Origin of the sequence: Acidiphilium sp. PM (assembly GCF_000219295.1) — a bacterium.
Lineage (GTDB): Bacteria > Pseudomonadota > Alphaproteobacteria > Acetobacterales > Acetobacteraceae > Acidiphilium > Acidiphilium multivorum.
In genome coordinates this window covers 1-13365 of record NZ_AFPR01000599.1, presented here as the reverse complement: position 1 = coordinate 13365, position 13365 = coordinate 1, and the positions used below count along the sequence as shown (strand labels likewise).

12 protein-coding genes and 1 pseudogene are annotated in these 13365 nt (G+C 61.6%); 4 read left to right on the top strand and 9 right to left on the bottom strand.

All coding sequences use genetic code 11. The annotated features are described in order from the left end of the window. The 4 genes and pseudogenes from APM_RS19275 to APM_RS19265 all read right to left on the bottom strand — a co-directional run. A pseudogene (locus APM_RS19275) lies at positions 1-615 on the bottom strand (transposase); the annotation flags it as partial. Between the two features lie 229 nt (positions 616-844). Next, positions 845-1453: a hypothetical protein gene (locus tag APM_RS22865; protein WP_241763230.1), complete on the bottom strand. Its 609-nt coding sequence runs from the start codon at positions 1451-1453 to the stop codon at positions 845-847. A gap of 38 nt (positions 1454-1491) precedes the next feature. Further along, positions 1492-1821, bottom strand: a complete 330-nt coding sequence (locus APM_RS21050; RefSeq protein WP_039889331.1) for a helix-turn-helix domain-containing protein — start codon at positions 1819-1821, stop codon at positions 1492-1494. Further along, positions 1808-2098, bottom strand: a complete 291-nt coding sequence (locus APM_RS19265; RefSeq protein ID WP_371259418.1) for a BrnT family toxin — start codon at positions 2096-2098, stop codon at positions 1808-1810. Before APM_RS19265 ends, APM_RS21050 begins: the two co-directional genes overlap by 14 nt. 241 nt (positions 2099-2339) lie before the next feature. Here APM_RS19265 and APM_RS19260 point away from each other — a divergent pair, with 241 nt between their 5' ends. Further along, positions 2340-2948 (top strand): ParA family protein, encoded by a 609-nt coding sequence (locus APM_RS19260; RefSeq protein WP_039889330.1) that lies wholly within the window; start codon positions 2340-2342, stop codon positions 2946-2948. Then, positions 2941-3249, top strand: coding sequence for a hypothetical protein (locus APM_RS19255; RefSeq protein WP_007425070.1), 309 nt, complete (start codon positions 2941-2943; stop codon positions 3247-3249). The genes APM_RS19260 and APM_RS19255 overlap by 8 nt, the downstream gene beginning before the upstream one ends. Before the next feature lie 53 nt (positions 3250-3302). Here APM_RS19255 and APM_RS19250 read toward each other — a convergent pair whose 3' ends face one another. From APM_RS19250 to APM_RS21045, 5 genes are all read right to left on the bottom strand, one after another. Beyond that, positions 3303-4214, bottom strand: a complete 912-nt coding sequence (locus APM_RS19250; protein ID WP_007425069.1) for a replication initiation protein — start codon at positions 4212-4214, stop codon at positions 3303-3305. Positions 4215-4818: 604 nt separating this feature from the next. Further along, complete coding sequence (locus APM_RS19245) at positions 4819-5736, bottom strand: hypothetical protein (RefSeq protein ID WP_007425068.1); 918 nt, start codon at positions 5734-5736, stop codon at positions 4819-4821. A gap of 289 nt (positions 5737-6025) precedes the next feature. Next, positions 6026-7159, bottom strand: a complete 1134-nt coding sequence (locus APM_RS19240) for an ISAs1 family transposase (protein WP_039889326.1) — start codon at positions 7157-7159, stop codon at positions 6026-6028. A 72-nt stretch (positions 7160-7231) separates the two neighbouring features. After that, a complete protein-coding gene (locus APM_RS19235; protein ID WP_007425066.1) occupies positions 7232-7774 on the bottom strand; it encodes a hypothetical protein in 543 nt (180 codons plus the stop codon). Beyond that, positions 7771-8253: a hypothetical protein gene (locus APM_RS21045; RefSeq protein WP_007425065.1), complete on the bottom strand. Its 483-nt coding sequence runs from the start codon at positions 8251-8253 to the stop codon at positions 7771-7773. Before APM_RS21045 ends, APM_RS19235 begins: the two co-directional genes overlap by 4 nt. A 297-nt stretch (positions 8254-8550) precedes the next feature. Here APM_RS21045 and mobF point away from each other — a divergent pair, with 297 nt between their 5' ends. Further along, the gene (gene mobF, locus APM_RS19230) at positions 8551-11535 is read left to right on the top strand and encodes a MobF family relaxase (RefSeq protein WP_050807243.1); all 2985 of its coding nucleotides are present in this window, start codon (positions 8551-8553) and stop codon (positions 11533-11535) included. Positions 11536-11793: 258 nt separating this feature from the next. Further along, positions 11794-12606: a tetratricopeptide repeat protein gene (locus tag APM_RS19225; protein WP_158005027.1), complete on the top strand. Its 813-nt coding sequence runs from the start codon at positions 11794-11796 to the stop codon at positions 12604-12606. Positions 12607-13365 lie beyond the last annotated feature (759 nt).

Here is a 13365-nt window from a genome sequence, read left to right as displayed (position 1 = left end):
CGCCGTCGTGGTGTCATAGAAGATCAGATCGACATCGAGGCGGAGCAGATCGGCGGCACGCAGGAACACCGCCCGCTCGATCTCTTCGGCCCAGACCGCGAGTACATCGAGGGCGCGGTAGAGCTGGTCGACCGTCACGTCGGTCGCCTCCGGCAGCCAGGCAGTGTCGGCGAGCCACCGCTCCGCGCAGGCACGCTTCGAACCCGGATCATCGAGCCGGTTCGCTGCCATCGCGAACAGTGCCACTTCGTGCGGGGCGGTGAGATCGGCCTTGCTCAGGCAATCCCGGACCGCCGGGCCGATGCCGAGGTCCTCCCACAGATGCCGCGCTGTCAGCGGAATGCCGAACTCGAAGGCGGCGTCGATCTCGATATCGGGCGGCGCGGTGACTGCGGTCGGGTCACGACCGGTCTGTGTGTCCTCGCCCAACACCCGGTTGATGCTGCGCACCAGGCGCTCGAGGGCGGCGCGATCGAGTTGATCGGCGCGGCCGAAGCTATGGATGACCCGCGCTTCGCGGCGCTTGGCCTCGGTGTTCCAGACCGCTTCAGCGAGGGCATAGTAGGTGACGACCGATCCGTCCCGATTCCGCCGCTGGGTCATCCGAAGATACATGCCGCACTCGTAGCGAGTTCATCACGGCTTATAAAGACACAAACGCGAGAGTCGTGTGCCTACATGTTTGAGCCATTTGCCACCGTCGACGAAGGCCGAAATCCAATCAAATCAGTTGCTTGCCGAAGCCGCGAACGACCGCATGTGCCTCATGACCGCGAACCCCGGGCTGACCGCGCCGGCGTCATCGCCGCGCTGGCGGCGTCAGGTCGTGCCGAGGAAGCCGCCCTCATGCAGGAACGGGAGGCAGCGGCGATGAAAGAACGCCCTTGAAGGCTTGGCGGACCGGGTGCGCAGCAGGGCAATCGGGTGAAGGAGCACGTGACAAACCGCCGGCGACCTGAATCGATGGGTCACCTCGATTCGGGAGAGGGGAACATCCATGGCAGATGCGCCGGCCGAATGTGCCGCGTTCGACGTGTAGCCCAACAATCTGGATGAGAAAGTGATCGCGACCTCGGAACGTTAATCGGATTGGTTTGACGCTGGCAAGCGGGTTTTGGCGACTTGATTGTTGGGGTGGACGGCCCGCCGGCATCGAATGTGCCAAGGTAGGGTCGAATAACCAACCCGATGAAAGGGCCGCCCGATGGAATACAAGCGGATTTCGATCGACACGTCCAAACATGTTTTCACGATCCACGCGGTGGACGAGAAGGAACGACCGGTTTTGCGCCACGACCTCGGGCGCGCGCAGATTGAGCGGTTCTTCGCCCGGCTGGCGCCGACCGAGGTGGCGCTCGAAGCCTGTGCCGGGGCGCACCACTGGGGCCGGCGGCTTATCGCCTTGGGCCACCAGGTGAAGCTGATCCATCCAGATTTCGAGCTGGTCACTCACGGGCCACGTTCGTCCTTGCCGTCAATCGGCATCATCAGTCATGCATGCGGTCCCGACTCAAGTGCGCGTGAAACGCTTTCCGGGTCGCGAGCGATGACCGTCAGATAGGCGCGTGCCGTCTGGTCAGGTTCCGCCCTTCCCTGCTCCCAATCGCGTAGCGTGCCGAGCGGAATATGATAGCGCGCAGCGAACGCCTCCTGCGTCAGGCCAAGCGCACGGCGCATTGTCTTGGTGCGAGGCACAGGCCGCATGCGTGCCAGACGCGTCTCCGTCAGGGGCTGTGCGTCAGGGTCCTTTAGCGCTGCAGCGCGGACTTCATCCTCCGTCATCGCGTCGGCGCGGCTCCAGTCATGGCTAGTCGTTGTCATCATGATACCTCCGGCGCTCATAGGGTTCCGCTTTTCGAGCCGATATGATGCGAATAACCTCGCCTCGCATCGTGTAAGCGACAAACAGCATACGATTTTCGGCCAAGCCAATAATAGAATATCGCGGCTCCTGCACGCCCTGAGTATCGTCTATCCATTCAAGAGCGAACGGGTCCTTGAACACTTCACGCGCCATTTCAAATGTGACGCCATGGTCCCGCCAATTGCTGGACGCTTTAGCATCGTCCCACTGGAAAAACTCATCCTGCACAGGCACTACGGATTACCAGTAGTCGCGTCAAGTGTCTAGTGATTTAGATGGCCACGACCGCCCCCCCTTCCCGCGAGGCTGCTCGTTTGGGTGAGGTTCATAGCACATTAATACATATATGGAAATTCGGATATTCATATTTTCGGATTTTCACATAATCGGCAGGGTGAAAATGCAGCATAGACATAGGAATAGATTTTCGTATATCTACATAGGCGGTAATTTAGATTTTCGAATAGACGGATATATGATAATCACAGTCACAAGCTACAAAGGCGGCGTCGGCAAGACGACTACGGCCATCCATCTGGCCGCCTACCTGCAACGCCTTGCTCCCACGCTGCTGGTGGACGGTGACGCCATCCGCAGCGCGACCAAGTGGAGCAAGCGGGGAGGGGACACCGGCCTGCCTTTCAAAGTCGTGACACACGCGCAGATGGTGAACCATATCCGCGACTTCACGCACATCATCATCGACACCGAGGGCAACCCGACCGACGACGATTTCAGGGACTTGGCCGAAAACTGTGACCTACTGGTCATTCCCGCCGTGCCGGAAAGCGTAGCGACGGATGGGTTGATCCACACGCTCGCCAAGCTCCGCAGCCTCGGAAACAAGGCACATCGGGTGCTGCTTACGATGGTGCCACCCAAACCCCGTACCGAAGGCCAGCAGCTCCGGGACGTGCTCAACAGCGAGGGCATCCCTGTGTTTGCGTCCAAAATCCCTCGCCTCGCCGCGTTTGAGAAAGCCGCCGCAGAGGGCGTGCCGGTCTATGCCGTGAAGGACGACCGCAACGCCGCCCGCGCGTGGGATGCCTACGAAGCGGCGGCAAAGGAAGTCGTCCATGGCTGAGAAACGGGGCAAATTCTCAGCACTTGCGGAACTCCACCGGCAGCCGCCTGAAGCGGAAGCGCCGGAGCCGATTGAGGTGCTCCCGCCATCAGCGCCAGCAATGACACCGGTAGCCGAGAAGGGCAGGGGCCGCCCGGCCACCGGCAAGCGCAGCAACCCCGAGTGGAAGCTTTATTCCCACTTTCTCAAACGCCAGACGCAACGTGCGGCCGCCGCACGGTTGCAGGCGGACGATGACGGACGCGACCTATCAGACGTGTTGCAGGAACTGCTGGAAGACTGGGTTAAGTCAAAAACTTAACATATCCACATTTTCGGATGTCCGAAAATGTGGATATGTGAAAATCTAGAAATCTACTCCGCCACTGCCGCTTCGCGCCCTTCCCCGCGCCTCGGTACGGCTACGCCCGCCGCTCCGGCGGCATCGGCCAGAGTGAACGCGCCGGGTTCGACCGCCTCCACCAGCCCGCGCAACCGCGCCTTCCGGCCGACCTTGCTGCGGTTCCTCTCCCGCATAGACTCCCGGAATTCGTCGCCTTCCTGCTTGCGCCACGCAACCGCGACCTCGTGAATGGCGGCGCGCGCATGCTTGCGCCGGAGTTCGATGTCCACATGCACGTCGGACATCTTATTGACTTCCAGCACCGCAGGCTCGACCACCTTGCGGCGGAAGTCCTGACCGTCCGCGTAGGCGTTCGGCGGAACACCGAGCAAATCGCGGAAACGCTCAATCGTGAACACTTCGATGCAGGTGTGTAGGTTTATCCGCAGGCAGACCAGCTCGTAGAGCGCAATCGCGTATTTGCTGGTCATCGCATAGGTGATTTCACACCGTACGCGACCCCAGCGGTTTGACCGGGCGAGGGCAGCCCGGAGCTTTTTGGGAATGCCAAACACGACCGTCGCGTTGTCGCCGTCACGGTCATCGGTGTCGGTGAATTCCAGCAGGTGGGTCTTCATCGTGCGCGGTTCGCCGCGAACCGACAGGTAATGCACCACCACCTGAATGTTCATCAGCTTGTCGAGGCTCGCCCGCACGCGGTCGTTGCTCTCGTGCTTCGACAGGGGGCGGCGGATTTCCGCGAAGGTGATTTCCCACTCCGCGTCCGCATGCGTCATCCGGCCGCTGTCGTGGGCATGCTGAAACAGCATGTTCTGTATGGCGCGGTCAGACGCCTCAAGCTGGTGCGCGCCAGTTATCTCAATCAGCTCGCTCGGCTTTGGAAACCCGGCCGCGTTGGTTTTCTGGGAAATCGTAAGGCTCATACTCAGCAAGCCATATCAGGAACAGGACATCTTATCAAGTCTGGTCTGAACCAGAATCCGCTGCCAGAGGAGCCGCCCGTTTGGTCTGAATTCAACGCAGCACCGACTCCGGGAAGGCCGTCCGTTTGGTCTGCACTGCCCTCGAAGGAACTTTTTATCGGGCGGTTTCGCTTCCAAGCTTGCGCTCAGCGCCCTTTTCGATAGCCCAAAGCGATCGGTTAGCGGCCGCCTGGCCATCAGAACGCCAGCAAAGACCACTCCGCCCGTTTGGTCTGAATTGCCCGCCCCTTAGGTCTGAATTGCCCGCCCACTTAGTCCTGTATAACCGCCCGTTTGGTCTGAATTTACCCACCTATCTAATTGATTCATCTTAATTTTTTCGCGGCGAATTTGAATATAAGAGAAATTGAACTTTATGCTGTGGATAACTTTCGGTGTGGATAAGAAGTCACTGGACATTCTGTCCGCCGGTTGTGCTTTTCCACCCATGCAAGCAACCCTGTGATCGTGCTGGCAACTCCTAGACGGGATAATTCATGAAGTGCCTCTCTGATTGATCTGTCGTGTGAACTTGAGTTTGAAGTGAAAGGGCTGGGGGGATGGGTCATTTCAGGAACCAACCGTAGACGGATCCGTGTTTTGTTGCTTCTGGAAGGCAGAGCGGCTTGCCGTCTCTGGTTATAATTTTCCATCCCGGTCGGGAGCAGGTAGCAAGTTGGCGGATGAAGCCGGCCTTGTAGAGATGATAGGCCAGGATACCATTGGGTGTATTGGCCCAGGAGGCACGGCTTTTCTGGTTATGGACGTGGGTGAGGAGATCGGCCTGGCCGGTGCGGTAACCATGGCGCCAGCCCTGACGATGGGCGATGAAGATCGAGGCGCCGAAGGCGATGGCCGTGATGGCGAGAGCCATGGTGAAGGCGCCGAGCGTGGCCCGGCGAGAGCGTGCGGCTTCGATACGGACGCGCTCATCGAGGGTTCTCGTCGTGGCCTTGGCGGCAAGGTCTTCCCATTGGGCAATGAAGCTGTCGCGGTTTGCGGTAGCGCCGGAGCGGAGGTTGTCGGCGGCCTGGTTGAGCAGGGTGGTAGCCTGGCTGAAGGTCTCGCCGATCGCAGCGTCCATCTTTCTGGTGCCGGTGGCAATTGTTTCGGTGATGGTGTTACTGGCGGTTCGGGTGGCCTGATCGATGCTGCCCCGGACATCCCGGCCGACCTCGATGGTGGCGTCCTGGATTGCCTTGCCGAGGGTCGGGCCGGCGCGGCCGATTTCACGGGCGATGGCGGCGGCTGCCTTGCCAGCGTCGGTGGCGGCGGTTCCAGCAGCCGCGGCAAGTGTGGATGCGGCGTTCAGCGTGTTGCGGATCGTGGCATTATGGGCCTCAAGAGTGATCAGGAGGAGCCAGCCGCTATCGTTCTGCTGCAGACGGAGGACGCGTCCGGCGCTGAGGATGCGGTTGATGGCTTCCTGATCGGGCCCGAAGCCGGCGATCTCACGGTAGGTGCTCTCGATATCGGTGGCCATCGGCGGGTCGGTCCTTTGCGAAGGAAGATCGGCTCGCCGACATACCGACGAACTTGCGATCTGGTGCTATCGTTTTGGCGGCAGCAGCCTGTTCAGGTTCGCGCGGTGGCGAACGGATGTTCCGTGAGCAAGGGTGCAAAAGTCTCGGCGCAATCGGCGCGCCATTTTTCCAGGGCGATGCGCTCGAAGAGCGGTGCCTCTGCCAGGATTGTGGCGGGTGAGCGCCGGTCGGTCTTGATTGCGGCGGCGAGGGGCCTGGGCAGAATGGGGAAAGGCAGGAGGGCAGGGGTTACGCATGAAAGATGCCGGTGAGCACTTGCTCCATGTAACGGTTATCCCAGGCGGCCATTTTGCGTCGCCCCTTGAGACTGGCCTTTGATGCGTGATGGCGTCGAACGAGGTTGATCGCGATCTTGCGAAGCAGGGAGAAGTTCTGGACGGCGTTACGATCCCGGATCCGGCAGTGATCTTCGTTGAAGGTGACGTCGAGCACCCAGTGTAGGCTGTTCTCGATCTGCCAATGTTGACGGATCGCTTTCGCCAGGATTTCGGGTTGATCGTCGCTGCTGGACAGGAAGTAGCGGATTTCGGCTTCGATCTTGCCGGATCCGTTGACGCCGCGGATGGTTTCCACGGCCAGAACGCTCTTCACCCCCGGCCAGTCGCGTAGCGGTTCCAGCGCTACGGCGTCTGGACAGACGAATACCCGGCGCCGAACAAGACGGCCGTGACCATCATCGAATTCGTCGTGGACCGGCCGATGAGTGGGTGAGCGGCTGAAGCAGGTGGTTGCGCAAAGCTCCTCCACGGCGCTGTGTTTTTTCCCCTGGTTGGCTTTCAGGGTGACGAGATAATCGGCGCCCCGCTCAAGGATTTTGGCGGCGATGGCTCGCTGGCACCCCATCGCGTCCAACGTGACAATGGCGCCCTTGATGTCCAGCACATCTAGCAATTCCGGGATCGCGGTAATCTCGTTCGATTTGTCGCCGACCTGACGTTGGCCGAGCACCAGTCCCCGATCACTCGCCCATGCACTCACAACGTGAAGCGCCGCCTGGTCCCGGCTACGATCAAACGAGCCGCGGATCGTTTTTCCGTCAATCGCCACCACTTCCCGGTCCAAAGTCGGCCCGAATGAGCGCGCCCACGCTTCGAAACATGCCTCGAAACGCCCGGTATCGATCAGCATGAACACACGTCGGAAGGTGTCGTGGGATGGAATGCCGTTCGGCAGCGCCAGAAACGTGCCCAGCCAATCCTGCTTGCTGCGGCCATACAGCGCTATATCCGCCCAGCTTTCCGCCCCGGAGATCACCGCGCACACCGCAATCACCAGAATATCAATCAGCAGGTGCTCGACCTTGCCGCCACAGCGGGGGTCTGTCAGGGCCGAAAATTCCTCCACAAGCCGCCTCACCGACATGCACGTCTCCCAATCTCAAGGAGACTCCCCGAATCACACCCGATTCCGTGCCGTCAATTATGCCCCAAATTTTCATGCGTAACCCCTGGGCAGGAGGGTTCCACCGCGCGCCTCGATTGTGAGGCGGGTCTTGCTGTCCTGGTAGACGGTGAAACGGGCGGTCTCGTCGAAGAAGCAATTGCCGACGATTTGGACGCGGCCGGAGTAGGTTTCCAGAAAATCCCGCAAGGCCAGAAGGCTGTCGCGTTCGTCGTTAATCACCCAGGCGACGGTGAGGGGCATGCCGAGTGCTTCGGCGCCGCGGTGGAGGTAGTCGCCGAAACGGCGCATCGCGTCGTTGTCGCGAGCGCCGGCATTGATGACGCAGGTCATGTCGCGGTGCTGTTCGATGGCGTTGAGCATGATCTGCCAGCCTGCTTCGGTGCGGGTATCGGCGGCGAGGGTGGCGTCGAGTTCGGTGCCGATGCATTTGGCGGCGTCGGGATTGGCGGTATCGGTCTCGACCAGAAAGACGGATCTGTTGAGGACGTGACGGAGGTGATCGGCGAGGGCGATGGCGACCATCGACTTGCCAACGCCGCCCTTGTTGCCGCCGACATAGATGATCTGGCTCATACGTCGTCATTCCCGAGATCGAATGTCCCGGCGGATTTCTGTCCGCCAGGTTTTCCCGGGTTTGGCTCGACGGCGGTCCTTGGTAGATCGGACTTGTCCCTTATGCGATTGCCAGCATGATCGGCGGCCATGCCGGACCGCTTGCCAGGCACATGCGACATGATTGTCGATTGTGGATTTCCTGTCGATCCGGAGGTGGTGCGTGATTTGCGTTTGCGTGTTGTCTTCCCGGCAATGGTTGCGCGAATCGTCGGGACGCTGACGACAAGTGGTGTATTGGCTTTTAGCCAATCGGCGATTTGTGCAATTGTGTAGCCTTTATCGCGCATGGATTTGATCTCTGAGCTGAGTGCTTCGATCGCCGCGCGTTTTGTGGTGATATCGGCATCATGGGCATTGGGCAGGGCTTTCATGCGTGATGCGATCTCCCTGAGATCATGTCGACTGATCCTGATTGATTGCTTGCGCTGATCGTTCATTGTCTTTTTATCCTGCCACAAGAGTTTCGAATTATGAGAGTATCTCACGTCTGATTATCATGACAAGACATGATTATATGCCCTGAAAATCCATCAAAATTTTCGCGTCATATGTCATCCATGAAGTGACTTTTTATCAATTTTGGTAGTATTTTCTGTCTATCGACGCCAGGCTTTGCCTGGCTTTTACACACAACCGCACCTATGATGCGAGGCAAGGGGTATCACGCCCCAAAACGGCCGGCAACAGAGACGGGTGACGCCCGCGGCATCCACGGCAAATAGAGATCAGCAAGAATGATATCGTACAGCCACCTGACCGCTCAGGGATCCGGGCAAGGCGCCGGCGCCGGCGCCAGTGTTGCTGGTGTCGTCCGCTACCTGGAAGCGTCGCGGGATGAACCTGAAACAGGAAAGAGTGTGGCCGCGATCGGCTATTACCAGGGCCGGTCCGCCCCTTCGGCCTGGCTAGGATCGGGGGCGGCTGAACTGGGCCTGTCCGGAGAGGTGGACGGTACGGCACTGATGGCGGTTCTGTCTGGCAAGTTGCCGGACGGGACGGATCTGAGCGGGCGGGGCAATCGTTTGGCGAGCCGGCGTCTCGGGCATGATCTGACGATCAGCGCGCCGAAGAGTGTGAGCATCCTGGCACTGGCCGGGGGAGATGCCCGTCTTCTGGAGGCACATGATGAAGCGGTGCGCGAGGCGGCGGGACAGGTGGAACGGCTGATGCTGGTAGCCCGCCGGGGCAAGGCCGGGGCAGTGATCGAACGGACTGGCCGCATGGTTGCGGCGGCTTACCGACACGAAGACAGTCGGCCGATCGACGGGATGGCGGACCCGCAGATCCATACGCATCTGGTCATTGCGAACATGACGCAGCGATCGGATGGCGTGTGGAGTGCCGCGTCACTGGACTTTGGGGTTCGGAACGAGACGCTGCACCTGATGGACGTGGTCTACAAGGCAGCTCTTGCGAGACGGGCGGTGGAGCTTGGCTACAGCGTGGAGCGGACCCGGGACGGGTTCGAGATTGCCGGGCTGACGCGGGAGCAGATTGCAGCATTCAGCCGCCGGACGGCGGAGATCGACCGGGCGCTGACGGCGGGTGGACTGGATCGGGAAAGGGCAACTGCGGCGCAACGGGTGCGGGCGAATGTATCGACGCGGCTGGAGAAGGGGCTGCCGGGAGAGCTTGACCAGCGTTATGCGTGGCGCGCCCGGGCGCGCGAGGTCGGGGTCGACCTTGAGCAGCTCCGCCATGCCGCGCTGGCCAGGGAGCGTGGGGGCAAGGTTCTGGTTGCCGGCCGCGACGGCGACGCCTGGCGGCCGGATGAATGGGCTCTGGCGCGGGAGGTGGTGACGGGGGCGGCGCGGCATCTAAGTGAACGCGCGAGCGTGTTCAGCGAAGCGGACCTGATGCGCGAGGCGCTGCTGGCGGGAATGGGCATGGTGACGCCGGCAGGGATCCGGCGGGCGATTGAGGCGCGTGAAGGGGGGCTGGTAGCCGGATCGGATGCGCGTCGGGGGCTTGTATTCACCACGCGGGAGGCTTTGGAGACCGAACACCGGGTGCTCGAACTGGTGCAATCCGGACGGGATGCTGCCCGCCCGCTGGGGGAATCCGATGCGATCGAGGCGCTGCTGGCGGCGCATGAAGATCGGCAGAACATGGTGTTCACCGGGGGACAGCGGGAGGCGGTACGGCTGGCACTGGGTTCGGCGGACCGGCATCTGGGGATCGTCGGAGCGGCGGGGTCGGGCAAGACGCGGTCGATGGCGGCGATTGTCGAGACCTACCGGCAGGCCGGCTATGAGGTGATCGGCCTTGCGCCGAGTGCGGCGGCGGCGCGTGAACTGGGCACGGCGGGCTGCGACCGGACGCTGACCCTGGAAGCCGGGTTGCGCCAGCCGGCGCCTGAAATGGTGCGTGAGGGGGAGAGGCGTCTCTACGTCCTGGACGAGGCGGGGATGGTCTCGGCACGTGACATGGACCGACTGATGCGGCGTGCCGAGGTGGAGGGGGCGCGGACGCTGATGGTCGGTGATCCACGTCAGCTGGCGAGCGTGGAGGCCGGCTCGCCGTTCCAGCAGATGCTGGAGGCCAACGTGTTGCGGCATGTGCGGATGGATGAGGTCCGGCGGCAGCGTGATCCTGCGCTGCGGGAGATTGTGCAGCGTTTTGCGCGTGGTGATGCGGCCGGTGCGGTGCAGGCGGCGCAGCCTTACATGACAGTGGTTGGCAAGGATCAGCTCGCCGTGACGGCAGCCGAAGCCTATCTTGGTCTTGGCGCTGCGGAACGGGCCGATACGCTGGTGCTGGCGGGTACCAAGCGGATGCGTGCGGTGGTGAACGCGGAAATTCGCACTGGCCTGCGGGCGCGCGGCGAGATCGGCCGCGATGAGCTCTCGGTGCAGGCGCTCGACAAGGCGGATTTTACCCGTGAGCAGGCACGACGGGTTCAGTCCTACGAGTCCGGGATGGTGGTGGTGTTCACCCGGCCGCTGAAAGATTGTCGTGCGGCCGTGGCGGAGCGTGGCAGCCAGTGGGAGGTTGTCGGCCGGGACGGGGATCATGTGACGCTGCGATCGCTGGGCGGCGCTGCCGACGGGGCCGGCGTCCGGGAGATTGCCTGGCGGCCATCAGGCGAGACGGCGACCGCCTATCATGCGCGGGCGCTTGGCCTGGCTGAGGGTGAGCGGATCGTGTTCCGGGAGAATGACCGAGCTCTTGGCGTCAACAACGGCATGGGCGGCGTGGTGACCGGGCTGGACCGGGCACGGGGCGAGGCGCTGGTGCGCAGTGATGCCGGGGCGGAAATCCGTATCAGCATGGATCGGGCGCATGTGATCGATCACGGTTATTGCCGGACCATCCACAGCAGCCAGGGGGCGACGGTGGAGCGGACGATCGTGGTGGGTGAGGCCGGCCGGGTGGCGACGGCGCAGACCGCCTATGTGGCGGCGTCGCGCGAGCGCTCCGGTCTGAGGATCATCACCGATGATCGGGAGAAGTTGTCTGCTGCCTGGTCCCGTTGGGCAGAGCGGCAGAGCGCTCGCAGCGTGCTGGCGCGCGGACCGGCGGATGAGCCTGGGCGGCAGCGGGACATGCCGGTGAGCGATATCAGTCGCGAACGAGCGCGGCAGAAAACCCTCGAGCAGGCACGGCAGCGGACCGCCGAAGCTGGCAAAACCCGGGAGGCCGCGCTGGAAAAGCAGGCGGAACGGCAGAGATCAACCCGCGAGGCAAACCATCGACAGGGGCGGGGGATGGAAATATGATGATCAAGCTGACGCCTGTCCTCATCATCGGGACCAACCCAGTCTCATCAGAAGCTGCTGCTTTGCCGGATGGAAACAAGCAAGGCACCAATTACAGGATGAAGCGGTGATCGAAGCGTTGGCGCCAGTCCCAGTGGAATGGAGATGCATTTGCCCGTATCGAAAAAGCCACGGAAACCATCGCTCCGGAAATCCGGCGGTGGGTCGCAGAACGGCCCCATATCACCACTGCCCGACCGGCGGGGTATGGAAGGGATGATGGCGGGGCTGTTCGGGGGAGCGAAGGACGCCGATCCGATCTCGGCTGCCCAGAACGTCATGTATCAAGCCTGGGACGCGACGGACCGGCGGGAGCGGATCAGGCTGGCAAAGCAGGCGCTCGCGATATCTTCGCTCTGTGCCGACGCCTATGTGCTTCTTGCGGAAGAGGAAGCCCGGTCGGTCGAGCAGGCATTGGCCTTTTATCGGCTGGGGGTCGAGGCGGGACAGAAAGCGATCGGTCCTGAAGGGTTCAAGGAGTATGCGGGGCATTTCTGGGGATTTCTGGAGACCCGGCCGTATATGCGGGCCCGGCAAGGTCTTGCGGTGGTGCTCTGGGCGATGGGCCAGCATCAGGAGGCGATCGGGCATTGCCAGGCGATGCTTGAGCTCAACCCGAATGATAATCAGGGCATTCGCTATTTGCTGAGCGGTTATCTTCTGGCGCTTGGGCATACGGATGCCCTGAAACAACTGCTGGGGCAGTTCGAAGACGACGGCACCGCGATGTGGCTCTATACGCGGGCATTGCTGGCCTTTCGGGAGAACAGTCCGGCGGCCGACAAGCTTGCGGAAGAAGCCTGGGTGGCAAACGGCTACGTGCCGGAGATCCTGTCTGGGCGACGTCCGGTGATCGCCTCGCGGGACGGGTATATCACGCTGGGTGGAGAGGATGAGGCCGGCGAATATGCCAAGGATAACGGAGCCATCTGGCGCGCCACACCCGGCGCCATCGAGTGGCTGACACGGGTCACATCCACCCTGGTGCCAAGGCCACCGGGCAGAAGCGCTGGCGGCAAGTGGAAACAGTGATCCCCGGTTCTGGAATGTTTGCCGGAGCGAACGCATTCCGCCGGTTTTATATTTCAACCGCCTGGCCCAGATTCATGGTCACGATGCAGCAAATCCAGGAACATCATCGACCGTTTGCCGAAATCGCTCCATGCCTCGGTCCGCAAGGCACTTTGCCAGGCATGGGAACTCGATGACGCCGAGACAGCCAGTCTGCCGCCATGACACGAGAGCGTAATCTCGCCTTGAAATCAGGGCTGGAAAACGCACCTCCAGGCTCGGACAAGGCTTCTTGGGTTGCCTTTCCAGTCGGCTCAGCGTTTAGCGATCTGCCACTCGGCGACCCTGTACCATGGGGTCGCCATTTTCTTGTCCGCACCATCGAAGACGCGACACTCGCCCGCGGCGAGAGGCGATCATGGGCCGGCGATCACGCGGTTGGTGAAAAAGCCGTGAGAAAATATTGCCCCTCTTGAAGGCTTGGCGGAGCAGGCACAATGTCGCCTGCTGGCAAGGCGACGTGGTTCACGCCTTTCCGTTACGTCACAGCAGTAACCTGACTTCTGGCGGCCGCTCCTCCATCCATACGGCCGCCTTTTTCTTGTTCCCCTCCCGCCTGTCTCGCGAACACTCCAGCCCCTGACGAGCGTGGAGGGCATGATCCAGAGGTTTGTGGACGAAACGAGATAGATCTTGGCACTTGAAGGCGCGGCGATTCAGGATCACTATCGCCGTTATGGATCAACGGCGCCTTGGTGCGCCCACTGTTCCTTTCCGTAT

Excerpts from the sequence above, each read along its gene's own strand:
- APM_RS19245 (WP_007425068.1), bottom strand. The coding sequence starts at position 5,736 with ATGGCCACCGATATCGAGAGCACCTACCGTGAGATCGCCGGCTTCGGG.
- APM_RS19260 (WP_039889330.1), top strand. The coding sequence starts at position 2,340 with ATGATAATCACAGTCACAAGCTACAAAGGCGGCGTCGGCAAGACGACT.
- APM_RS19255 (WP_007425070.1), top strand. The coding sequence starts at position 2,941 with ATGGCTGAGAAACGGGGCAAATTCTCAGCACTTGCGGAACTCCACCGG.
- APM_RS19235 (WP_007425066.1), bottom strand. The coding sequence starts at position 7,774 with ATGAGCCAGATCATCTATGTCGGCGGCAACAAGGGCGGCGTTGGCAAG.
- mobF (WP_050807243.1), top strand. The coding sequence starts at position 8,551 with ATGATATCGTACAGCCACCTGACCGCTCAGGGATCCGGGCAAGGCGCC.
- APM_RS19225 (WP_158005027.1), top strand. The coding sequence starts at position 11,794 with ATGGCGGGGCTGTTCGGGGGAGCGAAGGACGCCGATCCGATCTCGGCT.
- APM_RS19240 (WP_039889326.1), bottom strand. The coding sequence starts at position 7,159 with ATGTCGGTGAGGCGGCTTGTGGAGGAATTTTCGGCCCTGACAGACCCC.
- APM_RS21050 (WP_039889331.1), bottom strand. The coding sequence starts at position 1,821 with ATGACAACGACTAGCCATGACTGGAGCCGCGCCGACGCGATGACGGAG.
- APM_RS21045 (WP_007425065.1), bottom strand. The coding sequence starts at position 8,253 with ATGAACGATCAGCGCAAGCAATCAATCAGGATCAGTCGACATGATCTC.
- APM_RS19250 (WP_007425069.1), bottom strand. The coding sequence starts at position 4,214 with ATGAGCCTTACGATTTCCCAGAAAACCAACGCGGCCGGGTTTCCAAAG.